The sequence below is a fragment of the Spirillospora sp. NPDC000708 genome (assembly GCF_040299565.1).
Lineage (GTDB): Bacteria > Actinomycetota > Actinomycetes > Streptosporangiales > Streptosporangiaceae > Spirillospora.
This window is the reverse complement of record NZ_JBEPCJ010000045.1, coordinates 43,086-66,766: the sequence shown is the minus strand read 5'-3', so window position 1 is coordinate 66,766 and position 23,681 is coordinate 43,086. Positions and strand designations below refer to the sequence as shown.

Below are 23,681 nucleotides of genomic sequence, written 5' to 3'. Positions count from 1 at the left end.
TCGCGCCGGGCCGCGCTCCCCACCCGCGGGGCGCGGACCGCGCCTCCTCCTACCGCCCGTCCACGGCCCGACCGGCCCCCGGACGGACGGACGCGCGCCGCCACGGCCAGTACCGGGCCACGACGCGGCCGAGGACGTGGCCGTCCGGGACGGCACCGAAGTCCCAGCTGTCGCGGCGGCCGCGGGCGCGCTGGTTGTCGCTCTCCAGCCACCAGCCGGTCCCCGACCGGTGCGCCACCCGCTTGACGATCAGCACGTCCGCCCGCTCCGGGTGCCTCGCGACGACGACGTCCCCGGGGCGGGGCCGGACGCCCGCCAGCACCACCAGCCAGTCCCCCGGCGCGAGCGCGGGCAGCATCGAGTCGCCGTCCACGGCGACCGTCCGCAGCCGCCCGCGCGTCCCGGCCAGCGCCAGCAGCAGCGCACCGCCGAGCGTCCAGGCCACCGGGTGGCGCATCCGCATCGCTCTCCTCGCCTTCGTGCACGGGCGCTTTCGCGCGGCGGGCCGCATAGTCGCGCGGCCACGGGTACATCTCACCGCTGGAAGGGGTTCCGGGTCGCGCCGCGGTCCGGGTCCTAGGCCGAAATACCGAGCGCCCTGGCCGGACGGGCCCCGGGGCACAAGGGTAATGTCGGTGACCTGAGCATGATCCGCAACGAGGGAAGGGAATCGCAGGTGTTCAAGCTTCTGCGCCCGAAGACCACGGTCTCCGCGCACTGCGACCTGCCGTGTGGCGTCTACGACCCGGCGCAGGCCAGGATCGAGGCCGAGTCGGTCAAGGCGATCTGCGAGAAGTACGCGGCCAACGAGGACCCGGAGTTCCGCGCCCGCGCGATCCTGATCAAGGAGCAGCGCTCCGAGCTGGTCAAGCACCACCTGTGGGTGCTGTGGACCGACTACTTCAAGCCGCCGCACTTCGAGAAGTACCCCCAGCTGCACCAGCTGTTCAACGAGGCGACCAAGCTCGCCGGCGCCTCCGGCACCAAGGGCAGCATGGACCCGAAGGTCGCCGACGACCTGCTCGGCAAGATCTCGGAGATCGACAAGATCTTCTGGGAGACGAAGCAGGGCTGACCAGCCTGAACACCGAGGCCCGGCCCCCGCGGGGGCCGGGCCTCGGTCGTTGCGTCAGGAGCGGGCGAGCTTGGTGAGGGCGTCCCCGGTGAGGCGGTAGGTGGTCCACTCGTCCTGGGGGCGCGCGCCGAGCGACCGGTAGAAGCCGATAGCGGGCTCGTTCCAGTCGAGGACGTCCCACTCGACGCGCTCGTAGCCCCGCTCGTCGGCGATGCGGGCGAGCTCGGTGAGCAGCGCCTTGCCGTGGCCGTGGCCGCGGACGGCCGGGTCGACGAACAGGTCCTCCAGGTGGATGCCGTGCGTGCCGTTCCACGTCGAGAATGTGAGGAACCACACGGCGAACCCCGCGACCCGGCCCTCGTGCTCGGCGATGAGCACGTGGACGCGCGGGTCGTCGCCGAAGAGCCTCGCGTGCAGCTGCTCCTCGGTGGCCTTCACCTCGTGCAGGGCGCGCTCGTACTCCGCCAGCTCGCGGATGAGCCGGAGGATCGCGGGGACGTCGTCGGGGACGGCTGGGCGGATCATGCCGGAAAGGCTATGCCAGGCCGCCGCGTGCGCCATCCCCGGCCAGAGCGCACCCGGCGGCGCCTCCAGCGGCGCCTCCGGATCTATAGGCCGACCAGCCGCTCGTCCGGGTCTAGAGGGCGACCAGCGGCTTGTCCGGGTCTGCCCACCGCTGGTTCGGGACGAGCGGGTACCAGCCGGGGCGGCCCGGGTCGCGGTCGTAGGGGTAGCCGCCGAGCTCGCGGTAGAGCTCGGCGTACTCGGCGACCTTGTCGCGGTCGAGCGTGACGCCGAGGCCGGGCCCGGACGGCACCGCGATCCGCCCGTCCGCGTACCGGAACGGGCCGCCCTCGATGACGTCGCCGGCGAGGTGGTGGTAGTGCGCGTCGGCGGCGTAGGTGAGGTTCGGCAGGACGGCGCCGAGGTGGAGCATGGTGGCGAGCTGGATGCCGAGCTCCCCCGACGAGTGGACCGACACCCCGAGCTGGAAGGTGTCGCAGATCCCGGCCGCCTTGACGCACGCGCGGATGCCGCCCCAGAACGTGGTGTCGAGGAGCACCACGTCCACGGCGCGGTGCAGCACGTTGGTGGCGAGCTGCTCGAAGTTCACGACGACGGTGTTGGTGGCCAGCGGCGTCGGCGTCTTCTCGCGCACGAGCCGGAGCCCCTCCAGGCCCCAGACGGGGTCTTCGAGGTAGTCGTTGTTCATGTGCTCGATGGCCTTCGCGAACCGGAGCCCCTCGTCGAGGCTCAGCACCGCGTTGGGGTCGTAGCGCAGCCGGTCGCCGGGGAACGCCTCGGCGAGCGCCCGGTAGCACTCCAGCTCGTAGCCGGGCGGGAAGACGCCGCCCTTCAGCTTGTGGACGGCGAAGCCGTGCCGCTCCTTGAGGTCGCGGGCGTGCGCGACGAGCTGCTCGGGGGTGCGGACCTCCGGCGTCCGGCCGTCCGCGCCCGGGTAGCGGTAGAAGAGGTAGGACGCGAACGGGACGCTGTCGCGGACCCGGCCGCCGAGCAGGTCGTGGACGGGGACGCCGAGGTGCTTGCCGACCAGGTCGAGGCAGGCGAACTCGATGGCGGCGAGCATCTGGGTGCGGTTGTTGTAGAGGCTCGCCGTCGGGTTCGCGATCTTGAAGCGGAGGGCCTCCAGCTCGAACGGGTCGTGCCCCTCCAGGTAGGGCGCGAGGGCGCGGAACGCGTCCTCGGCGCTCTGCCCGCCGCCGCCCATCTCGCCGAGCCCGACGAGGCCGTTGTCCGCCTCGACCTCGACGATCGTGCGGACGAAGCGCCCCCAGTGCGCGCCGTTGCTGTGCAGCAGCGGCGCCTCCAGCGGGACCGCGACGGTCGTGGCCCGGATGCCGGTGATCTTCATTCGGTGTTCCCCTTCACCGTGACGGCGGCGATCCCGCAGGCGGGCAGGCGGACGGTCGCGGCGCCGTCGCGGACGGGCGCCTCGGCGGCGTCGCGGCCGAGGCCGGAGTCGACGATCGCGCGGCGCATCCCGGGGACGGTCAGCGTCGTCTCCACGGGCGCGGCGGCGAGCGAGCGGAGCCGGACGACCAGGTCGGCGCCGTTCCGCCCGATCGAGGTGACCTGCACGTCGGGGTCGTCGACCGACGCGAACGCCTCGGCCGGCGCGGCGGGCGCGGTCCCGGCGCCGGTCGTCAGCGTCGCGACGAACGGGTCGGTGAGCCCGGCGGCGGCGAGGGCGCCGAGCCGCCGGCCCGGGAGCCCGCCGGCGGCGGACGCGACCGCGTACCGGAAGGTGGTCTCGCCCTGCTGCTGGGACGGGAAGTTGGTGTCCCAGATGTTGTTCAGCGCCCAGGAGTAGACCGTCGCGGGCTCGTCGTCGACGGTGGGCGGGAACGGCGCGTACGGCATGTGGATGGAGCCGAACTGGACGAGCGGCGCCTCCAGCGTCGCCCACGCCACGGTCAGGTCGGGGTCCTCGAACGCGACCCAGTGCCGGATCGGGCGCATGTGCTCGGCCGATCCGGGGACGCTGGGCACGCCGGTGCCGCCGACGCCGCCGGTCAGCTCCCACGCGGCGGGCGGCCCGCCGGCCGCGAAGGGGAAGGCGAAGAACACCGCCTCCTTGGTCGCGGTGGGCTGTTTGCCGAGCTGGAAGCGCAGGTCGAGGCGCGGCACGCCCGCGTGCAGGTCGAGGGTCGTGCGGATCCAGTCGACGCCCTTTCCGGTGAGCTCCACGATGAGGCGTTCTCCCACCGGGGTGCGTTCACACCTGACGACGGCGGCGTGCCGGCCGAGGGCCCGGTCGCCGAGGAGCGTCCGGTCGTGGACGAGCATGTGCCCGGACATGTGGTTGAAGTGGGGCGCGGTGGCGTACCGGTCGTAGACGTACTGCCCGAACCCGGCGGCGGCGTCGGCGTTGACCAGTTCGCGGCCGGCGGCCTTGTCGAAGACGGAGGAGAGGTGGCCTTCGGCGAGGTCGTAGGTGACGCGGTAGTACTCGTTCTCGATCACCCCGTCGCGGCCGAGGTCGACGGGGCCGGGCGCGGGGGCCTCGCCGCGCACGACGTCCAGCCGCACGCGTCCCATGCCGGGGACGTCCGGGACGACCGCCTCCAGGTGGCGGCCGATGGGGCGGGTCGGCCACTCGTCGGGGTCGACCTCCTCCTCGTGGTGCGGCAGCGGTTCGCCGGTGCGGGCGTCGAGCAGCGTCACGGGGACGTCGACGGGCACCACGTCGCGCGGCAGGAAGGCGCGGACGACGTCGGTGCGGGCGGCGGACCCGGGGTTCAGGACGGCGAACGAGGCGAGCGCGCCCGGCGCGGGTGCGAGCGCGGCGCCGAACCGCCGCGCCCCGGCCTGCAGCAGGTCGAGGGCGTCGTCGTAGGACTGGTAGCCGACCGCGGACTTGCGGGTCCACTGGAGGCCGCCGGAGTCGGTGCCCTCCTCGGCGTCCTCCCACGGGTTGGCGGCGCCCCAGGTGTGCTCGTCGAACAGCGCGGCCTTGTCGTAGGCGTCGTCGAGGCCCTCGGCCTCGGCGCCGGCGAGGGCGTGCAGGGTCTCGGCGGTGCGCAGGACGTTCTGGGCGCGCCGGACGTGGCCGAGCGGGCGGGCGCCGGAGCCGAGCCCGTCGGCCCACCAGTCGGTCCAGTCGCCCTCGTGGACCTGGAGCCGGTCGTGGTGGTGCTCCTCGACGTGCGCGAAGAAGTCGGCGTTCGTCGCCATCCGCAGCCGCGGGTACTCCCAGGTCGCGTTCCAGCGCAGCGCGATGTCGGCGGGCATGATCGACGGGCCGGCGTTGTCGGCGTGCGCGCCCTGCACCCGCAGGTGCACGGCGTCGAGGACGTCGGGGGCCTTGTCGGCGCCGACCTGGCCGGGGGCCGCGTACCAGCCGAAGGTGCCCGGCCCGTACGGGTAGGGCCGCTCGGCGAGGGAGGACAGGTAGCGCGGGAGCAGGTCCTCGGCGAGGTCGTAGCCGTCGACCAGCCCGACGGTGTTGCCCTCCATGTAGGCCATGCCGTGCGGGGTGTCGGTGAACCACACGATCAGCTCGCGGCCGCTCGGCGCCCGCCAGCGGAACGGGCGGCCGAGCTTGTCGCCGCCGGTGATGTAGGGGACGGAGCGTCCCGCCCAGTTGTGCGCCGCCGCGAGGTACCGGACGCCCGCGGCGTTGAGCGCGTCGACGACGCCGACGACCGCGCCCGGGATGTCGGTGTGCATCGCCGAGCGGACGTCGATGCCGTGCCGGTCCCGCAGGTCTTCGACGAACCGGAGCTGCCGGTACAGCTCGTCGGTCGAGCACGCCTCGGTGTGCAATTGCATGGGGAACGCGGTGACCTCGATGTTCCCGCTCCGGGTCCGGTCGACGAACTCGGCGACCTGGTCGTCCGGCCGGGTGGCGAGCCAGCGCAGCGCGGGCAGCGACGACTCCACCGACCAGCGGAACCGGGCGTCGTCGGGCCGGCCGTCGGTCTCCCGGGACAGCCGCAGCGCCGCGTCCAGGTAGTCCAGGTGGTGGCGCAGCACGGTGCCCTGGGTGTCGGTGTAGCCGATGTCCAGGTGCGAGTGGTGGACGACGAAGACGCTCCACTTGCGCTGCGGGGTGACGTCGAGGGGGGCGGCGCCGACGAGGCCCGCGCCGTCCCGCACCTCCAGCGTGAGGCGGCGCGGGGCGTCGACGGCCGGGACGAGCAGGGTCGTCCGGCCCCCGTCGTCGGTGCGCTCCTCGGCGTCGCCGAGCCGCAGCGTCAGCCCGGGGCCCGCCTCGATCCGGACGGCCTGCCGGAGCGCGCCGGCCGCGTCCCGCCTGAACAGCGGGAGCACCGCCGCCCGCACCGACAGCCCGCGGACCGCGAGCACCTCCGCGGAGGTGTCGTGGCGGAGGGCGGCGCGGATTCCGTCGTAGTCCGGGGAACCGAGGCTCTCCGTCAGGAGCCGACTGGTCATCCGTGTCCTCTCAGAATGACTGTGACCGTGGGTCAGAACTGGGCGAGCGTCAGCCCGCGGGTGAACAGCCGCTGCGTCGCCAGGAAGAGCACGACCGTGGGGAGCGAGACCACGAGCCCGGCGGCCAGCGCGACCGGGACGGGCGTCCCGGCGTACACGTCGGTGGTGAGCGCCGACAGCTCCGCCCAGACCGGCCGCACGTTGTCGGACTGCGCCAGCGTCAGCCCGAACAGCAGGTCGTTCCAGACGTAGGTGAACTCGAGGATGAACACCGCGGCCAGCGCGGCCGACGACAGCGGCAGGTAGATGCGCCAGAAGATGCGGAACGTGGACGCGCCGTCCAGCCGCGCCGCCTCGAAGATCGAGACGGCCACCGAGCCGAAGAAGTTGCGCATCACCAGCGCGGCGAGCGGGACGCTGATCGCGGTGTGGACCAGCACCAGGCCCATCTGGTTGTCGTAGAGCGACACCTTGCTGTAGCCGACGAACAGCGGCACCAGCAGCATCTGGAACGGCACGACGGTGCCCGCGAAGATCACGATGAACCAGAGGAAGCCGAACCGGACGCGCAGCACCACGATCGCGTACCCGGCGAGCGCGCCGAACAGCACGGCGAGCGCCGGCGCGACCAGGCTGTAGATCGCGGTGCTGCCGATGGTGGCGCCGACGTCGGTGCGGCTCCACGCCTCGGAGATGTTGTCGAACAGGCCGACCGACCCGGGCGGCTTCACCGCGTCGGACGGGTCGTAGTCGCCGGCGGGGCGGACGGCGTTCGCGACGATCAGGTACGTCGGGAACAGCCACACCAGACCGAGGACGATCAGCACGGCGCGGCGCATCAGGAGCCCTCCCTGGCGAGCTGGTGGCGCAGGTAGACGTAGGAGGCGAGGCCGGTGACGGTGGTGAGCGCCACCGCGATCGCCGACCCGTACCCGTACTCGTCGGCGACGAAGACCTGGCGGTACATGGTGACCGCGAGGGTCTCGGAGGTGCGGCCGGGGCCGCCCTGCGTCATCACCCAGACGATGTCGAACGTCTTCAGGCTCGCGACCAGCGCCAGCCCGAACACGACGGTGGTGAGCGGCCGCATCAGCGGCCAGATGACGTGCCGGAACAGCTGCCATCCGGACGCGCCGTCGATGCGGGCGGCCTCGATGGGCGCGCGCGGGATCGACTGGAGGCCGACGACGAACAGCAGCATGTTGACGCCGAGCTGCTGCCACGCCCACACCACGATCATCGCGAGGGTGTTGCGGGGGCCGTCCTGCAGGAACTCGGTGTGGCCGCCGGGCATGCCGAGGAACGACAGCACCTGGTTGGCCATGCCGTCGGGCTGCAGGATGAAGCCCCAGATGAGGCCGAGGCCGGCGCCGGACATGGCGTACGGGATGAGGAACGGCAGCCGGTACCACGCGCCGCCCTTGATGTTGTACGACAGCACGGCGACCAGCAGGCCGAGCCCGACCGGCAGGATCGTGGTGCCCGCGACCCACAGCAGGGTGTTGCGGACGGAGGTGAGCAGCGCCTCGTCCTGGAACAGCCGCCGGTAGTTGTCGAGCCCGGTGAACTTCGGCGACCCGAGCCCGTCGTAGCTGGTGAGGCTCAGGTACGCCGTCCACAGGAACGGCAGGTAGATGAGCACCGCGACGAAGAGGACGGCCGGGGTGAGGTAGGCGTGCCGGAACCGGCCGTGCATCGCGAACCCGCTCGGGAGGCGCCCGCCTCCCCCGCCGCGCTGGTGCCCGCCGTGCGCGCGGCGGTGCGGGGTCCTCGCGCGCACGGCGGTCGTCTGGTCGGTCATCGGTTCAGCTTCCGGCCTTGTGGGTCTTCCAGTAGTCCTCGTTGGCCTTCTGGATGTCCTTGAGGACCGACATGTACGAGCCGGGCTTGCTGAGGAAGCCGTCGAACCCGCTGAGCGCGGCCGTCAGGACGGGTGCGGGCGCGGCCTCGAAGTAGCGGAGCACGAGCCGGTTCCCGCCGTTCGCGGCCTCCTTGGTGATCTTGTCCAGCTCCGGGTCGGCGATCTTGACCTTGGGGTTGCCGGACACGTCGCCGCGCGCGTTGGCCCACTTCTCCTGCGCGGCGGGGGTCACCCACCACTTCAGGTACTTGGTGCTGCCGGCGGCGTCGGGCGCCTTGCGCAGCGAGCACAGCGGCCCGCTCTCGAAGATCAGCGACCGCTTCGGCAGGGACGGCTGGACGTTCGGGATCAGGAAGAACCCGTAGTCGGTGCCGAGCTTGAGGCCGCGCTGGGTCATGCTGGTGTTGAACCAGGTGCCGCTGATGACCATGGCGGCGTCGCCGGCCTTGAAGTGGTCGGCGGGGTCGGCCTTGTCGCCGGGGTTGGAGAAGTAGCCGGAGTCGATCATCGACTTCCACTGCTCCATCACCTTGACCACGCCGGGGTCGGTGTAGGAGGCCTGGCCGGTGGACAGCCGCTCGTACAGGTCGGGGTCCGTGCCGGCGAGCAGCTGCTCGAACCAGGCGAACGAGAACAGCGAGGTGGGCGTGGTCTGGTTGAACGGGACCTGGCCCTTGCCCTTCAGCGTCTGGGCGATCTTCATCAGGTCGGCCCAGGTGCCGGGCGGCGCCAGCCCGTACTTCGCGAAGATCTTCTTGTTGTAGAACATGCCCCAGTACCCGGTGTTCAGCGGCACGCAGTACTGCTTGCCGCCGACCGTGTAGTACTTGGCGAGGTCCTGGGTGAGGTCGCCGCTCTTGATGGCGTCCTGCCAGATCGACGTCGTCTCGGCGACCTGGTTCTGCGCGACGATCTCCTCCAGGCGCCCGCCGGTCTGCCAGGTGAACAGGTCCGGCTTGACCTTGGTGCGGAACGAGGACTTGATGAACGCGGTGTAGGTGGGCTCGTCGGTGTACCCGACGGGCTTCATGTCCAGCCCGGTCTGCTGCTTGCCCAGCGCGCTCATCTGCTCGAAGAAGGGCTTCCACGCGCCCTTGTCGTTGTAGAGCCTGAGCCCGGACTTCGACCCTCCCGAGTCGTTGCCCGAGGCGCAGCCCGCGACCGCGGCCAGCGCCGCGGCCGCCGCGAGGACGGCGGTCGTGCGCATGCGCATCGACGGCATGGGGGCCTCCCTGGTTCGTGGGGTGGTTGGAGGTCGGCTGACGGTGTTCCGGTGTGCGGACGGTGGTGGGGTGCGGAGGTGGTGGGGGTGGGATGGGGCGGGGTGTCGCTGGTCGAGGGTGCGCCGAAGGGGACCGCGGGCCCTGAGCGGGCGGGCGGCCGGTGACGGGCGGTGGGTCGTGGGGCGGTCGGAAAGGGTGTCGCCGCTGGGTCGGGCGAGCGGGTGGGTCAGGCGAGCCGGGACGCGATGACCTTCGTGACGTCGCGCAGGTGGGCGCGCATCAGCTCCTCGGCGCGTTCGGCGTCGCCGGCCTCGATGGCACCGAGGATGGCCCGGTGGTCCTCGTGGTCGCGGCGCCGGTCGTCGAAGATCCGCAGTATCTCCCGCTGCTCGGCGCCGTGCACCGACAGCAGCGAGTCGATGACCTCGCCGAGCACCGCGTTGCCGGACGCGTGCGCGGTGGCGCGGTGGAAGGACATGTTCGCCGCGTCCAGCTCGGCGTCCTCGCCCTCCAGGTGCCGGCCCGCCTGGTCCAGGCCGGCGCGCAGCCGCTTCAGGTCGCCGGGTTCGGCGCGGCGGGCGGCCATCGCCGCGAGCGGGGGTTCGATGAGCAGCCGGGCGTCCAGGAGCTGGAGGAGCTGGTCGCCCTGCAGGGGCCGGACGTTCGGGTTGGGGATGACGACCCGTTCCAGGTCGGCGCCGACGTAGATGCCGGAGCCGTGCCGCATCTGGACGGCGCCGGTGGCCTCCAGCCGGCGGAGCGCCTCGCGGAGCGTGGGGGTGGTCACCGCGAAGCGCTCGGACAGCTCCCGCGCCGAGGGCAGCCGGTCGCCGGGACGCAGCCCGCCGGAGCGGATCAGCTCCAGCACGCGCTCGGTGAGCGCGTCGGAGAGGCTGGGCCGGGCCACATCCTTGGACATTCGTTACCTCGTTCACTCCCGGAAGAAGTCAAGTCATCTAATCACTTGATGTACCGGGATGTCCAGGGTCGAGGGGGTGTCCCGGCTCGAGAAGGAACGCCCGGCGCAGCGCCGCGTGCTGGTCGGCGAGCGCCCGGCGCGCCACCGCCGCCGACAGGACGCCGTCGAAGCCGTGGTAGGCGCCCGGCACGTGCCGCAGCTCGACCGGCACGCCGGCCTCGATCATCCGCAGCGCGTACGCGAGGTCCTCGTCGCGCAGCGGATCGGCCTCGGCCGCCAGCACGTACGCGGGCGGCAGCCCGGACAGGTCCCGCGCCCGGGCCGGGGCGGCGTACACGGGTGTCTCCCAGCCCGGCGTCCCCCGGTCCGGGCCGAGGTAGTGGCGCCACATCTGCTCCACCTCGCCCCGGTTGAACAGCGGCGGCTCGGTGTAGGCCCGCATCGACGGGGTGTCCATGCGGTCGTCGAGCACCGGGTAGAGCAGCAGCTGGAAGGCGAGCGGCGGCCCGCCCTCGTCGCGCGCCCGCAGCGCCACCGCCGCCGCCAGCCCGCCGCCCGCGCTGCCGCCGCCGACCGCGATCCGGCCGGGATCGGCGCCGAGTTCGGCCGCGTGCGCGTGCGTCCAGGCGGTCGCGGCCCAGGCGTCCTCGAACGGCGCGGGGAACGGATGCTCGGGCGCGAGGCGGTAGTCCACCGACACCACGACGATGCCGAGCTCCGCGGCGAAGCCGAGGCAGCGGCGGTGCTCGTTGCCCAGGTCGCCGGTGACGAACCCGCCGCCGTGGAAGTACACCAGGGCCGGACCGGCGGGCCGCCGCGGCCGGTAGACCCGCACGGGCACGCCGCCGGGGACCGTCCGGTCGACGACGTCCACGCGCGCGTCGGCCGCCGGCTCCCCCGACAGCGTGGCCGCCAGGTCCCGCATCGCGGCGCGCGCCTTGACCGGGTCGGCGAGGCTTACATACGGCATCCCGCCGAGCGCCTCGGACAGTTCGGGATCCATCGGATCAGCCCGTCACGGGGACGTCGACGAAGCGCGGGCGGTAGATGCTCACGTCGCGGTACACGTCCCGCGTCGGCCCCGTGGTCGTGTCGAGGCTGTTGACGTTGTACGACACCACGAGCCTGTTCGCCGTCGTGAGCGAGGCGTGCGCGTGCGCGTTGTAGGTGTAGACGTCCGGGTCGCCGTACGAGCCGAACGGCCCGCCCTCGGGCGTGTTGTAGACGGTCTTCTCGTCGGTGAACGGCCCGGCCGGCGAGCAGGACAGGTACGTGTCGATCTGCGCGCTGAACGCGTCCTTGGTGTCCTGCGTGAGCAGGATGTAGAAGTTCCCGCGCTTGCTCACGCTGAACTCGTTGGACACGCCACCCAGCACCTCCACGGCCGCCGACTCCGACGGCGACCAGGCGCCGCCCGCCGCCAGGTAGCTCCACGTCCCGCGCAGGTCGGTGCCCGCCACCCGCGCGACGTACATGTGCTTGCCGCCCGAGCCGAGGTCCTCGGTGCCGTAGACGTAGGTGTAGCCGCCGTCCCGCAGCAGCGCCGACCCCCACATGACGCCGCTGCCGGACGGCAGCGAGGTCACCGAGGTCGGCCGGGTGAGGTCGCTCGTGGAGAACCGCGCGAGGACGTTGGCGTCCCACGTCACGTCCAGGTCGCCGGACCCGACCTTGTACTCGCGGTACGGCTGCTGGATCTCGCCGCCGTTCATCGTCATGTCGCCCGCCCAGTAGACGTGCGACGCGTCGCGCGGCGGCAGCAGGGCCGCCGGGTTCGCGGCGGTGCCGCCGTGCGCGGTCCCGGTCAGCGCGCCGGCCGCCGACCGCACGACGAACGTGTTGTTCACGAACGGGGTCGTGCCGCCGTCGGCGACGGCCATCGGCCGGGACCCGTCCGCGTTGACCTTGCCGAGGAAGGTGTCGGAGAAGCCGAACACCGTCCGGCCGTCCGGCAGCTTCACCGAGTAGGTGCTGTCGGCGCCGGTCCAGTCGTCCAGCAGCGCGTTGCCGTTGCCGTACGAGGTGAACTGCGCGTTCAGCGACGTGTCGGGCGTCGCCGTCCCGAACGTCGGCGCGGCGCTCCCGCCGCAGGTCAGAGCGGCGGCATGGGCCGCGGCCGAGGGTGCGAGCAGTGCGGTCGCGGCCAGCGTCGAAGCCGCGGCCGCACGAACGAGAAGACGCATGCGGACCTTCCTGGGGGTGTCAGAGGTCGAACGCGCTGATGTGCCAGCGGCCGAGGTTCGCCACGAAGGCCGTGGTGCCCCGGAACGCGAGGTTCGTCGGGTGGCAGAGCAGGTGGGCGGTGGGGTCGCGGACGACCGTCTCCGGCCGCCCGTCCGGGGTGAGCCGCAGCACCTCGCTGGGCTCGTAGAGGCCGACGTAGAGCAGGCCGTCGGGGCCGAACGCGATGCCGTCGGGGACCGTGCCGGGCAGCTCGGCGACCGTCGTGCGGTCGCCCGCGGTGCCGTCCGCCCGGATCTCGACGCGGGTGATCCCGGGCAGGAACGACTCGGCGACGTACAGGGCCGACTCGTCCGGCGCCAGCGCGAGGCCGTTGGCGAACGCCATCGGACGCTCGTCCCAGACCTCGCCGGTGCCGTCCGGCCCGTAGCGGAACACCGAGGGCCCGGGGGCGTCGATCTGCCGGCTGTCGGAGACGTAGATCCGGCCGTCCGCGTCGATCACCGGGTAGTTGGGGTTGGCGAAGCGGTGGCCGTCCGCGCCGTCCGCGAACAGCGACACCTCGCCCGAGGCCAGCTCCAGCCGGAACACGCCGGGATGCTGGATGTCGCAGATGTACAGGTGGGTGGCGGACGCGTCGAACGCGATGCCGAGCACGAACCCGTGGGTGGTCGCGACCTGCTCGACGCTCCCGCCCTCCGGGTCGACGCGGAAGATCTGGCCGGCCTCCCCGCCGCACCAGACGCTGCCGTCGGGATGGACCGCGACGCACTCGGGGTGGTCGAGGCGCGGGCTGCTGAACAGGCCGTCGAAGAAGACGCGGGCGGCGGGCATTCAGACCTCCGGGAGTGCGGCGGGGTTGCGGGCGAGCAGGCCGCCGTCGACGCGGTGCTCGGCCCCGGTGATGAACGAGGAGCGCGGGCCGGCGAGGAACGCCACCACCTCGGCGACCTCCTCCGCCCGCGCGACGCGGCCCAGCGGATGCGCCCGGCCCCACTCGGCGACCTGGTCGTCCTGGCTCGTCCCGCCGCGGAACAGGTCGGCGGCCCAGCGCAGCATCGGGGTGTCGACGGAGCCGGGGCACACGACGTTGGCGCGGATGCCGTCGGCGGCGTGGTCCAGCGCCATCGCCCGGGTGAGCCCGTTGATCGCGGCCTTGCTCGCGGTGTAGGCGGCGACCCGGTCCTGCGACGCGAACGCCTGGACCGACGACACCGTGACGATCGTTCCGCCGCCGCGCCGCCGCAGCTCCGGGACGGCCGCCTTGCAGACCAGGAAGACGCCCTTGAGGTTGACGTCGAGGACCTCGTCCCACAGCTCCTCGGGGGTGTCCTCGACCGTCCCGTACCGCTGGATCCCGGCGGAGGTGACGACGGTGTCGAGCCCGCCGTGCGCGTCGACCGCGCGGCCGACGAGGCCGCGCATCTGCGCGGCGTCGGTGACGTCGGCGACGACGCCGGTCACGTCCAGGCCGGCGCCGCGCAGCTCCGCCTCGGCGGCGCGGACGCCGTCCTCGTCGACGCCGCAGAAGACGACCGCGGCTCCGTCCTCCGCGAGCCGCCGCACCACCGCCCGGCCGATGCCGAGCGACCCTCCGGTGACCACGGCGACCTTGCCGGCGAACTCCCCGCCGCCTGCCCTCATCGCGCTTCCTCCCCCTCGATCACGGCCGCGCGCAGCCACAGCGGCCTGGTCTCGTGCGGCCGCAGGGTGAGCGCCGACCCGTTGCGCACCGCCTCGGCGAGGCCCTCCGTCGGCCGTCCGGCGAACGGTTCGAGCCCCACCACGTACGCGCGGCCCCACCAGGGCGCCTCGCGGGTCGCGCCGAGCTCCCGCCACAGCCACAGGTCCGGCAGGACGGCCGCGTCCCAGCGGACCCGCAGGCCGAGGCCCGCGTCCGGGTCGATGATCTCGTAGCGGCCGTCCCGGAACCCCGACAGGTAGTGGATGTCGCTCGGCGCGCCGCGCTCGGGGACGACCGCCAGCTCCGGCCCCGCCGCCACCCCGTCCGGGAACCGGATCCGGTGCCCGGGGCGCAGGAACGGGGCGCCGAAGACGATGTGGTGGCCCCACATCACCTCCAGCTCCACCCCCGACTCGTTGGTCAGCTCCTCGTCGACGCGCAGCTCCGCCTCGCCGGACGCCAGCCGGAACGTCTTCACCACGCGCAGCGGCACGCGCCGCGCCCGCACGGTCAGCCGCACCGCGACCTCGGACGGGTCGTCGGCCGCGATCTCGACGTCCCAGGGCAGCCCGGCGACCTCGCCGTGCTGCGCCAGCGCGGCGCCGCGGTAGGTGCTCGGCTCGCCGCCGTTGGGCAGCACCTCCTGCCAGCCGCCCTCGTAGTGGTCGAGGAACGCGGCCACGTCGTCGCCCGCGCCGCCTGCCACGTCGCGCGGGTTGCGGATCCCGTCCGGCGCGAGCCAGACGAAGTCCATGTCGCGCCGCTTGTAGCAGAACTCGGCGACGTCGCCGCCCTTGTCCGCCAGGACGGTCACGCGCAGCAGCTCGTTCTCCAGCACGACGGCGCGCATCCCGAACCAGGTGATCTCGTGCAGGCGCGCGCCCCAGTTGCGGGCCGGGCGATGCCGTCGGTACGCCATCGTCAGCCGAACTTCAGGTCGACGAAGCGGGGCCGGTAGATGGTGACGTCCTTGTAGTGGTCGGTGTTGACGAAGCTGTTGACGTTGTAGGACACGACGACGCTGCCGGGGCGGCTCAGCTCCGGGTGGGCGTGCGCGTTGTAGGTGAAGACGTTGGGGTTGCCGTAGCTGCCGTTCGCGCCGGTCTCGGGCGTCGAGTAGACGGTGGTCTTGCCGGTGAACGGGCCCTGCGGCGAGCACGAGAAGTACGCGACGATGTTCGTGTTGAACTTCTCGGTGGTGTCCTGGGTGATGAGCATGTAGGCGCCGCCCATGCGGGTGACGCTGTACTCGTTGGCGACCCCGTCCATGATCCGCGCGGAGTCGGCCTCGTTCGGCGACCAGGCGCCGCCGCCCGCGTAGAACTCCCACGGCCTGGTCAGGTCGGTGCCGCGGACGCGGGCCAGGTGCATGTACTTGGTGTCGCCGAGGTCCTCGACGCCGTAGACGTAGATCATGCCGCCCGACCGCTCCAGCCAGGACGCCCAGGAGATCCCCTTGGACGACGGGATCGCGGTCACACCGACGGGCGCGGACAGCCGGTCCGGCCGGAACTTCGCGACGACGTTGCGGAGCCAGCGCCAGTCCCAGATGCCGGGCCCGAACCGCTCGTACTCCTGGTAGGTCACCTGGACCTTGCCGCCGGCGGTGATCGCGTCGCCGGCCCAGTACCAGTGCTTGTCGTCGCGCGGCGGCATCACGGCCTTCGGCTGCTCGCGGGTGCCGCCGTGCACGGTGCTGAGCCGGTCGCCGGACTTCACCACGAACGAGTTGTTGATGAACGGGGTGGTGCCGCCCTCCTCGACCACCGGCGACCGGCCGCCGTCGGCGTCGACCTTGCCGAGGAAGGTGTCGGAGAACACGAACGCCACCCGCCCGCCGGGCAGGGTGGTGGAGAACGTGCCGTCCGCGCCGGTCCAGTCGTCGGTCCGGCGGTTGTCGTTCCCGTAGCGGGTGAACAGGGTGTTCAGCCCGGCGTCCGGCGCCGAGCTCCGGAAGGCGGGGGTCGGCGTGCCGCCGCACGCCCGCGCGGCGGTGGCGGTGGCACGGGCGGGAGCGGTGAAGGTCGTCGTGGACAGGGCCAGGGTGAGAACGCCGGCGGCGAGGCCGCGCCAGGGGGATCTTCTGCGCACGGCCAGAAGTCTGGTCATCAGATGACTTGTTGTCTAGATGTATCGTGCGGTCCGTGAACGTTCCCCGGGTCGCCCTCATCGGCGAATGCATGATCGAACTGCGGCATCTCTCGCCGGACCGGCTCGCCCTCGGCTACGCCGGAGACGTCTTCAACACCGCCGCCTACCTCGCGCGCAGCGCCGCGCCCGGCGCGCTGGACGTGCAGTTCGTCACGGTCACCGGCGACGACCCGTACAGCGCGGAGATGCGCGCGCGCTGGCACGCCCACGGCGTCGGCGACCGGTACGCGCGGGTGCGCCCCGGCGGCCGCGCCGGCCTCTACCTGATCCGCACCGACGAGCACGGCGAGCGGACGTTCCAGCACTACCGGAGCGAGTCGCCCGCCCGGGACCTGTTCGGCCCCGACCAGCCCGCCGCGATCGACGACGCGATCGCCGGCCACGACCTGGTCTACCTGTCCGGCATCACCCTCTCGATCATGACGGGGCCGGCCCGCGCCCGGCTGGCCGAGGTGCTGGCGGAGACCCGGCGGCGCGGCGGGCTGGTCGCCTACGACGGCAACCACCGGCCGAGCGGCTGGCCCTCCCCCGGCGCGGCGGCCGGGGCCGCCGCGGCCGTGCTGGCGCACACCTCCATCGCGCTGCCGTCCCTGGACGACGACCGGATCGTGCACGGCGACGCGTCCGCGCGGGCCTGCGTCGAGCGGCTCCGCGACGCGGGCGTCCCGGAGATCGTCGTCAAGCTCGGCGCCCAGGGCTGCGTGATCGCCGACCGCGACGCGGTGGAGGCGGTCCCCGCCGTCCCGGACGTGAACGTGGTCGACACCACGTCGGCGGGTGACGCGTTCAACGGCGCCTACCTGGCCGCACGGCTCGCCGGCCGGGACCGGCGCGCCGCCGCCGAGGCCGGGACCCGCCTGGCCGCCGACGTGATCGGCCATCCCGGCGCGCTCCTACCGCCTCTCCCGGCCCACCGTCCCGGACCGTGACGCCCGCCGTTCGGCGGCCCGAAGCCCCCCTCAGAGACCAAGTCATTTAGTCAATACTCGGACAACCGGTCGAAACCTGTGCGCGCCGGAGTCTCGCAGTGGGCGCCGCAGGCGGTAGTTTCGGAAGCAGCGGGACCATCCTGCGAGGGAGTGACGTGACCGAGGAAACCGCTGCCATGCCTGCCAGTACACAGTTGTCCGTGCGCGACGTGGTGACAGTGAAGCTGCCCGCCGCGAGCGCCTACCTGTCCGTGCTCAGAACCGCCACCGCGGGACTGGCCGCCAGGCTGGACTTCACGCTGGACGAGATAGAAGACCTGCGCATCGCGGTCGACGAGGCGTGCGCGATGCTGCTCTCCCAGGCCGTCCCCGGGACGGACCTGTCGTGCGAGTTCGAGCTGACCGGGGAGGCCATGCGCATCTCGGTGTCGGTGATCACGGTGGACGGGCAGGAGCCCAACCGGGACACCTTCGCCTGGACCGTCCTGTCGTCGCTGGCCGGCGAGGTCGACGCCCAGATCGGCTCCGACGACCGGGTGACCGTGACGCTGCAGAAGCGGCGCGGTACGGCGGGGGCCCCGTGACAGAGAAGACGACCATCGCCGGCGCGAGCAACGAGCGGTCCGAGAGCGGCGTACCGGACCGCGCGCGGGCCCGCGCGCTGTTCGAGCGCCTCGCCGAGCTGCCCGAGGGCGACCCGGAGCGGCAGCGCATCCGCGACCAGCTCGTCGAGCTGCACCTGCCCCTGGTGGAGTACCTGGCCCGCCGCTTCCGCAACCGCGGCGAGTGGCTGGACGACCTGATCCAGGTCGCCACCATCGGGCTGATCAAGTCGATCGACCGGTTCGACCTGGAACGCGGCGTGGAGTTCTCCACCTACGCCACGCCCACGATCGTCGGGGAGATCAAGCGGCACTTCCGCGACAAGGGCTGGGCGGTGCGGGTGCCGCGCCGGCTCCAGGAGCTGAAGCTGTCGCTGACCAAGGCGATCAGCGACCTCGCCCAGCGCGAGGGCCGGGCGCCGACGGTCAGCGAGCTGGCCGCCCACCTGCAGATGAGCGAGGAGGAGGTGCTGGAGGGCCTGGAGTCGGCGAACGCCTACTCCACGGTGTCCCTCGACGCGCCCGACTCCGGCGACGAGGACGCGCCCGCCGTGGCGGACTCGCTCGGCATGATCGACGAGTCGCTGGAGGGCGTCGAGTACCGCGAGTCGCTCAAGCCGCTGCTGGAGAAGCTGCCGGCGCGGGAGAAGAAGATCCTGCTGCTGCGGTTCTTCGGCAACATGACGCAGTCGCAGATCGCCGCGGAGCTCGGCATCTCGCAGATGCACGTGTCGCGGCTGCTGGCCCGCACGCTCGCGCAGCTGCGCGAGGGCCTCACCGCCGACGAGTGACGCCGAACGCCGAGGGGCCCCGGGGACGTGTCTCCCCAGGGCCCCTCGGCGTTCGCTGGTCCTCCGGCCGCCGGGCTTCCGGCCGCCGGTCAGTTCTTCGCGGACGTGCCCTTGGCGGGCGCGTCCTTCGCGGGCTGCTCCTTGAGGCGGTCCATGAGCTTCTGGCCGAGGGACCGGTCGTCCCGGGGGCGCGGCTCCGCGGCGCGGGGCGCGGGCTCCGCGCCGGACGGGGCGCCGTCCTCCTCCTCGTCCTCGTCATGATCGCGGACGAGCCAGGCGGTGCTCGGCGGGCTCAGCACCGCGACCAGCGCGAGCACCGCGACGAGGCCCATCGGCAGGGCGATCTCGGGCCGGTCGCTCTGCCAGAGGGACCAGGCCACGGGCAGCGCGAACAGCTGGGTCAGGACAGTGGGGGCGCGGCTGCCCTGGGCGCCGCGCAGCAGGCCGCGGGCGCAGGCGAGCATGCCCACGCCGCCGGCGAGGGCGAGGACGGTCACGCCGATCGCGCTCACCGGGTCGACGGCGGCGCCCGCGGCGGTCTCCACCCCGGTGTAGACGCCGAACGCGACGGCGCCGAGGCCCTCCGCGCCCTCCAGGGCGGCGGCGGCCCGCACGGTGTTGGGACGATCGGTCACAACGAAACCCTACTCGCCCGCCGCCGCGGCCGATGCGTGGGGAAACGCACGGGAAACGCTCGATACGCTGGCGCCGTGCGCGCCATGCTCATCGCCAATCCCAAGGCGACCTCCACCTCCCGGCGAGCCCGCGAGATCCTCGTCCGGGCCTTCACCGGCGATCTCGACCTCGAGATCGCCGAGACCGCCCACCGCGGGCACGCGACCGAGCTCGCCCGCGCGGCCGCCGACAAGGGCTACGACGCGGTGATCGCGCTCGGCGGGGACGGTACCGTGAACGAGACGGTGAACGGCCTGCTGGCGAACGGCCCGTCCCCGGACCTGCCCGCGCTGGCGGTCCTGCCGTCGGGGAGCGCGAACGTGTTCGCCCGCGCGCTCGGGCTGCCGAACGACCCGGTCGGCGCGACGCGGGCGGTGCTGGAGGCGGTGCGCGCCGGGCGGTACCGGACGGTCGGGCTGGGGGCGGCGTGCCTGCCGGACGGCGTGGAGCGCTATTTCACCTTCAACGCCGGCGTGGGGCTGGACGCGGAGGTCGTCCGGGAGGTGGAACGCCGCCGCGGCGCGGGCGCGAAGGCGGATCCGTCACTGTACGTGCGGGCCGCGGTCCGCCATTTCTTCACGGGCACGGATCGGCGCCATCCGGCCCTGACGCTGGAAGTGCCGGGACGCCCCCCGAAAGCGGGCCTGTTCCTGGCGTTCGTCTCCAATACGGCGCCGTGGACTTTCATGGGGCGGCTGCCGGTGAATCCCAGTCCGAAGTCGAACTTCGCGCGCGGGCTGGACGTGTTCGGGATGCGCACGATGGCCGCCGGTCCCATCCTGGGGGCGCTCGCGCAGATGATGCTGGTGCGGACCCGTCCGGTGCAGGGGCGCGACGTGGTGAACGTGCACGACGCGACGGAGGTCACCCTGCGCGCGGACCGTCCGATCGCCTTTCAGCTGGACGGCGACTACCTCGGGGAACAGCGCAGCGTGACGTTCCGCTCGGTGCCGAAGGCGGTCCGCATCCTCATCTGAGACCGCCGTCACGCCATGCTGAGAGCCAAGTAACACGGCCGACCCACAGGTGTGACACATGCGACACCCATACTTTGAGAATCCTTTCTCAAAGGTCTTGCGTCTGCCCGCGCCCGGCTGACACGCTCAAAGTGCGCCAGCCGACAGGGGCCCCAACGTCGTCCGCCTCCTGATCGCAGCGCCGCGGAACAATCACCCTCGGATCGCCGGCCACCGCCGCTCCGGGCGTTCGCGACATGTGAAACCGTTCACAAACGTGGAGTGTCTCACACCACCTGACGAAGGAGTGGACCGCATGGACTGGCGCCACCGCGCTGCCTGCCGTGACGTGGACCCCGAGCTGTTCTTCCCGATCGGCAACACCGGGCCCGCGATCCTGCAGATCGAAGAGGCCAAGCAGGTTTGCCGGCGCTGCGACGTCACCGACGCCTGCCTGCGCTGGGCGCTGGAGTCCGGCCAGGACTCGGGCGTCTGGGGCGGCATGGGCGAGGACGAGCGCCGCGCCCTCAAGCGCCGCGCCAGCCGCGCCCGCGCCCGCGCCAACGCCGGTCTCTGATCCACTCGCACCACCCTCACCCCCAGCACCGAGCGGCGCCGCCTCCGAACCCCCAGGGCCGGAAACCCCGGCGCCGCCCGCATCTCGCCTCGACGTGCCCGCCGCCTGGAGACAGGCCGCGGGCACTCGGCGTCTCCAGAGGCGTTTCCCCAGGCCGAACCCCCAAGCCGTGCGCCAGACCCCGTCCTATGACTGGGCCGAGCGGGGCGCGTGGAGCCGGTTGCTGTAGTCGAGGGGGACGTCGACGATGACCTCGGTGCCGCCGCCGGGCCGGTCGCGGAAGTCGAGGCTGCCGCCCAGCTCGCCGACGATCAGGGTGCGGACGATCTGCAGCCCGAGGCTGTTGCTGCTCTCCACGTCGAAGTCCGGCGGCAGGCCGACACCGTCGTCGGCGACGATCGTGACGAGCCGCGGGCCGGAGACGGGCTCGCGCGCCACGGGCGGCTCCTTCCGGGCGCGCGGGTCGTGCGCGTCGGAGCCGGGCCACTCGCCCCAGACCGCCACACCGGCCGGCTCGGGGGCCGCGCCGCCCTCGCCGTAGCGGTGCGCGACGACCTCCAGGGTGCCGAACCGGCTGGCGAGCCCGTGCTCCAGCGCGTTCTGCAGCAGCTCGGTGAGCGCCATCGCCAGCGGCGTCGCGACCTCGGCGGGCAGCACCCCGAAGCTGCCGGTCCGTTTCGGGGCGACCTTGGTCTCCGGGGTGGACACCTCCCCCGCCATCATGATCACCCGGTCCGCGATGTCGTCGAAGTCGATCAGCTCGTCCGGGGTGTGCGACAGCGTCTCGTGCACGATCGCGATCGACCCGACGCGGCGGACCGCCTCGTCCAGCGCCGCCCGCCCCTCCGGGATCCGCAGCCGGCGCGCCTGCAGCCGCAGCAGCGCCGCGACGGTCTGCAGGTTGTTCTTCACCCGGTGGTGGATCTCCCGGATGGTGGCGTCCTTGGTCATCAGCTCCCGGTCGCGCCAGCGCAGCTCGGTGACGTCCCGGCACAGCACGATCGCGCCGATCCGGGTGCCGCCGACCACCAGCGGGATCGTCCGCAGCTGCATGACCGAGCCGTTCGCCTCGACCTCCACCTCGCGCGGCGCCCGCCCGCTGAGCACGACGCTGAGCGCCTCCTCCAGCGGCTCGCCGGTGTCGCACAGATCGGCGGTGACCTTGCCGAGCGACTCGCCGACCAGGTCGGACGGCAGGCCGAGGCGCCGGTAGGCGGACTGGGCGTTCGGGCTGGCGTAGACGACGCCGCCGGCGCGGTCGAGCCGCATCAGCCCGTCGCCGACGCGCGGCGAGCGGACCATGTTCGGCTCCTCGCCCGGTACCGGGAACCGCCCCTCGGAGATCATCTTGGCGAGGTCGCTGGCGCTCTGCAGGTAGGTCAGCTCCAGCCGGGACGGGGTGCGCGCCGAGCTGAGGTTGGTGCTGCGCTGGATCACCCCGAGGATCTTGGCGCCGCGGCGCACCGGGATCGACTCCTCCCGGACCGGGATGCCGCTGCCCCACTCCGGGTCGCCCTCCCGGACGATCCGCCGCTCCCGCCACGCCACGTCGATCAGCCCGCGCCGGCCCGTCCGGACGACCTTGCCGACCAGGTCCTCGGGGTAGGCGGTGGGGCCGGTCGTCGGCCGCATCTGCGCGATCGCCACCCAGCCCTGCACGGCCGCGCCCGTGTCGATCGTGCCGCCGCCGCGCCGCCCGCCCCGCGCGGGCGGGCCGTCGGCCGGGACCTTCGCGCCGGACCGCAGCGGCACCCACAGCAGCAGGTCCGCGAACGACAGGTCGGCGAGGAGCTGCCAGTCCGACACCAGCGCGTGCAGCCACTCCACATCGGTCTCGGTGAGGTCGGTGTGGTCGCGGACCAGATCGGTCAAGGTAGGCACACGACCATCATCGCCCATCCGTTCCGGTGCCCCGGCGCCGTGCCCGCCGCCCCCGACCTGGCAGGATTCGGGCATGACCGACGACCCCCTCGCCAGGCTCCGGGACGCCGCCGCCCGGCGCGCCGAGGCGGGCCTGCGGCGGACGCTGCGCCCCCGCGCCGCCGACCACGACGGCCTGGCCGACCTCGCGTCCAACGACTACCTGGGCCTGTCCCGCGACCCCCGGCTGGTGGCGGGCGCGGCCGCCGCCGCGCGCGAGTGGGGCACCGGGTCCACCGGCTCCCGGCTGGTCACCGGCACGACAGCGCTGCACGCCGAGCTGGACCGGCGGCTCGCCGCGTTCACCGGCAGCGCCGCCGGGCTGGTGTTCTCCTCCGGCTTCCTGGCCAACCTCGGCGCCGTCACCGCGCTGTCGGGGCCCGGCACGCTGGTGGTGTCCGACCAGGTCAACCACGCCTCGATCGTGGACGCGTGCCGGCTGTCGCGGGCCCGCGTGGCGATCGTCCCGCACCGGGACGCCGGGGCCGTCGAGCGGGCCCTCGCCGAACGTGACGAAGACCACGCGATCGTCGTCACCGACGCGGTGTTCTCCGTGGACGGCGACCTCGCGCCGCTGGCGGAGCTGCACCGCGCCGCGCGGGCGCACGGGGCGCTGCTGGTGATCGACGAGGCGCACGCGCTCGGCGTCGTCGGCGACGGCGGCCGCGGCGCCGCGCACGCCGCGGGCCTGGCCGGCGAGCCCGACGTGGTCCTCACGCTCACCCTGTCGAAGTCGCTGGCCGCGCAGGGCGGCGCCGTCCTCGGCGCGCCCGAGGTGGTCCAGGCGCTGCTGGACACCGGCCGCTCGTTCATCTTCGACACCGGCCTGAACCCGCCCGCCGCGGGCGCCGCCCTCGCCGCCCTCGACGTGCTGGAGGCCGACCCGGGCCTGCCCGGCCGGGCGCGTGCCACCGCCCGCCGGATGGCAAACCTCGCGGCCGGTTCCGGTCTGGAGACCGCCGACCCGGCCGCCGCCGTCGTCCCGGTGTTCCTCGGCGAGCCCGACGACGCGGTGCGCGCGGCCGGGATCTGCGCTGAGCACGGGCTGCGCGTCGGCTGCTTCCGTCCCCCGTCCGTCCCGAAGGGCCGGGCGTGCCTGCGGCTCACCGCGCGCGCCACGGTCGACGAGTCCGACCTCACAAGGCTGCGGACGGCCCTGGCGGAGATCGCCCTCTCTACCGGCCGTAGTCTTCACGCATAACATCGGGGGAAACCGATGA

23 protein-coding genes are annotated in these 23,681 nt (G+C 73.1%); 7 read left to right on the top strand and 16 right to left on the bottom strand.

All coding sequences use genetic code 11. From position 1 onward, the window contains the following. Positions 1–49: 49 nt before the first annotated feature. Positions 50–463 carry a nickel-type superoxide dismutase maturation protease gene (gene sodX / locus ABT299_RS28775; RefSeq protein ID WP_241755228.1) on the bottom strand — a complete coding sequence of 138 codons (414 nt, stop codon included), beginning with the start codon at positions 461–463 and terminating at the stop codon, positions 50–52. Between the two features lie 213 nt (positions 464–676). Here sodX and sodN point away from each other — a divergent pair, with 213 nt between their 5' ends. Continuing rightward, positions 677–1,075 (top strand): superoxide dismutase, Ni, encoded by a 399-nt coding sequence (sodN, locus tag ABT299_RS28770; RefSeq protein WP_246342407.1) that lies wholly within the window; start codon positions 677–679, stop codon positions 1,073–1,075. 54 nt (positions 1,076–1,129) lie between these two features. Here sodN and ABT299_RS28765 read toward each other — a convergent pair whose 3' ends face one another. From ABT299_RS28765 to ABT299_RS28705, 13 genes are all read right to left on the bottom strand, one after another. Further along, positions 1,130–1,600 carry a GNAT family N-acetyltransferase gene (locus ABT299_RS28765; protein ID WP_190852534.1) on the bottom strand — a complete coding sequence of 157 codons (471 nt, stop codon included), beginning with the start codon at positions 1,598–1,600 and terminating at the stop codon, positions 1,130–1,132. A 112-nt stretch (positions 1,601–1,712) separates the two neighbouring features. Further along, positions 1,713–2,948, bottom strand: coding sequence for an enolase C-terminal domain-like protein (locus ABT299_RS28760; protein WP_387026886.1), 1,236 nt, complete (start codon positions 2,946–2,948; stop codon positions 1,713–1,715). After that, entirely contained in the window at positions 2,945–5,992 is a 3,048-nt protein-coding gene (locus ABT299_RS28755) for a glycoside hydrolase family 38 N-terminal domain-containing protein (RefSeq protein ID WP_500252607.1), read from the bottom strand. Before ABT299_RS28755 ends, ABT299_RS28760 begins: the two co-directional genes overlap by 4 nt. 32 nt (positions 5,993–6,024) lie before the next feature. Continuing rightward, positions 6,025–6,831: a carbohydrate ABC transporter permease gene (locus tag ABT299_RS28750; RefSeq protein ID WP_433239321.1), complete on the bottom strand. Its 807-nt coding sequence runs from the start codon at positions 6,829–6,831 to the stop codon at positions 6,025–6,027. After that, positions 6,831–7,793 (bottom strand): carbohydrate ABC transporter permease, encoded by a 963-nt coding sequence (locus tag ABT299_RS28745; RefSeq protein ID WP_241755229.1) that lies wholly within the window; start codon positions 7,791–7,793, stop codon positions 6,831–6,833. The genes ABT299_RS28750 and ABT299_RS28745 overlap by 1 nt, the downstream gene beginning before the upstream one ends. A gap of 4 nt (positions 7,794–7,797) precedes the next feature. After that, positions 7,798–9,075 (bottom strand): ABC transporter substrate-binding protein, encoded by a 1,278-nt coding sequence (locus ABT299_RS28740; RefSeq protein WP_500252606.1) that lies wholly within the window; start codon positions 9,073–9,075, stop codon positions 7,798–7,800. Between the two features lie 227 nt (positions 9,076–9,302). Next, complete coding sequence (locus tag ABT299_RS28735) at positions 9,303–9,995, bottom strand: FadR/GntR family transcriptional regulator (protein ID WP_500252605.1); 693 nt, start codon at positions 9,993–9,995, stop codon at positions 9,303–9,305. 37 nt (positions 9,996–10,032) lie between these two features. Beyond that, on the bottom strand, positions 10,033–10,998 hold the full coding sequence (locus ABT299_RS28730) for an alpha/beta hydrolase (protein ID WP_500252604.1): 966 nt from the start codon (positions 10,996–10,998) through the stop codon (positions 10,033–10,035). A 4-nt stretch (positions 10,999–11,002) separates the two neighbouring features. Then, a complete protein-coding gene (locus tag ABT299_RS28725) occupies positions 11,003–12,178 on the bottom strand; it encodes a DUF5005 domain-containing protein (RefSeq protein WP_500252603.1) in 1,176 nt (391 codons plus the stop codon). Positions 12,179–12,197: 19 nt separating this feature from the next. Continuing rightward, entirely contained in the window at positions 12,198–13,010 is an 813-nt protein-coding gene (locus ABT299_RS28720) for an SMP-30/gluconolactonase/LRE family protein (protein WP_500252602.1), read from the bottom strand. Further along, complete coding sequence (locus tag ABT299_RS28715) at positions 13,011–13,820, bottom strand: SDR family NAD(P)-dependent oxidoreductase (RefSeq protein ID WP_190852555.1); 810 nt, start codon at positions 13,818–13,820, stop codon at positions 13,011–13,013. Continuing rightward, positions 13,817–14,779: a DUF4432 family protein gene (locus ABT299_RS28710; RefSeq protein WP_500252601.1), complete on the bottom strand. Its 963-nt coding sequence runs from the start codon at positions 14,777–14,779 to the stop codon at positions 13,817–13,819. The genes ABT299_RS28715 and ABT299_RS28710 overlap by 4 nt, the downstream gene beginning before the upstream one ends. 2 nt (positions 14,780–14,781) lie before the next feature. Then, on the bottom strand, positions 14,782–15,951 hold the full coding sequence (locus ABT299_RS28705; RefSeq protein WP_500252600.1) for a DUF5005 domain-containing protein: 1,170 nt from the start codon (positions 15,949–15,951) through the stop codon (positions 14,782–14,784). Between the two features lie 53 nt (positions 15,952–16,004). Here ABT299_RS28705 and ABT299_RS28700 point away from each other — a divergent pair, with 53 nt between their 5' ends. The 3 genes from ABT299_RS28700 (at position 16,005) to ABT299_RS28690 (ending at position 18,333) form a co-directional block, all read left to right on the top strand. After that, a complete protein-coding gene (locus tag ABT299_RS28700; RefSeq protein ID WP_500252599.1) occupies positions 16,005–16,940 on the top strand; it encodes a sugar kinase in 936 nt (311 codons plus the stop codon). A gap of 155 nt (positions 16,941–17,095) precedes the next feature. Next, entirely contained in the window at positions 17,096–17,524 is a 429-nt protein-coding gene (locus ABT299_RS28695) for an ATP-binding protein (protein ID WP_151598884.1), read from the top strand. Next, positions 17,521–18,333 carry an RNA polymerase sigma factor SigF gene (locus tag ABT299_RS28690; RefSeq protein ID WP_190852562.1) on the top strand — a complete coding sequence of 271 codons (813 nt, stop codon included), beginning with the start codon at positions 17,521–17,523 and terminating at the stop codon, positions 18,331–18,333. The genes ABT299_RS28695 and ABT299_RS28690 overlap by 4 nt, the downstream gene beginning before the upstream one ends. An 89-nt stretch (positions 18,334–18,422) precedes the next feature. Here the strand turns inward: ABT299_RS28690 and ABT299_RS28685 are convergent, their stop codons facing one another. Then, entirely contained in the window at positions 18,423–18,968 is a 546-nt protein-coding gene (locus ABT299_RS28685; protein WP_500252598.1) for a hypothetical protein, read from the bottom strand. 75 nt (positions 18,969–19,043) lie between these two features. Between ABT299_RS28685 and ABT299_RS28680 the strand changes: the two genes are divergently transcribed. Beyond that, the gene (locus ABT299_RS28680; protein ID WP_190852566.1) at positions 19,044–19,985 is read left to right on the top strand and encodes a diacylglycerol kinase family protein; all 942 of its coding nucleotides are present in this window, start codon (positions 19,044–19,046) and stop codon (positions 19,983–19,985) included. A gap of 295 nt (positions 19,986–20,280) precedes the next feature. Then, positions 20,281–20,541, top strand: coding sequence for a WhiB family transcriptional regulator (locus ABT299_RS28675; protein WP_151541468.1), 261 nt, complete (start codon positions 20,281–20,283; stop codon positions 20,539–20,541). Positions 20,542–20,727: 186 nt separating this feature from the next. Here the strand turns inward: ABT299_RS28675 and ABT299_RS28670 are convergent, their stop codons facing one another. Next, the gene (locus ABT299_RS28670; protein WP_190852574.1) at positions 20,728–22,422 is read right to left on the bottom strand and encodes a histidine kinase N-terminal domain-containing protein; all 1,695 of its coding nucleotides are present in this window, start codon (positions 22,420–22,422) and stop codon (positions 20,728–20,730) included. A 73-nt stretch (positions 22,423–22,495) separates the two neighbouring features. On the opposite strand from ABT299_RS28670, the gene ABT299_RS28665 reads away from it, so the two are divergent. Continuing rightward, positions 22,496–23,662, top strand: a complete 1,167-nt coding sequence (locus ABT299_RS28665) for an 8-amino-7-oxononanoate synthase (protein WP_500252597.1) — start codon at positions 22,496–22,498, stop codon at positions 23,660–23,662. Positions 23,663–23,681 lie beyond the last annotated feature (19 nt).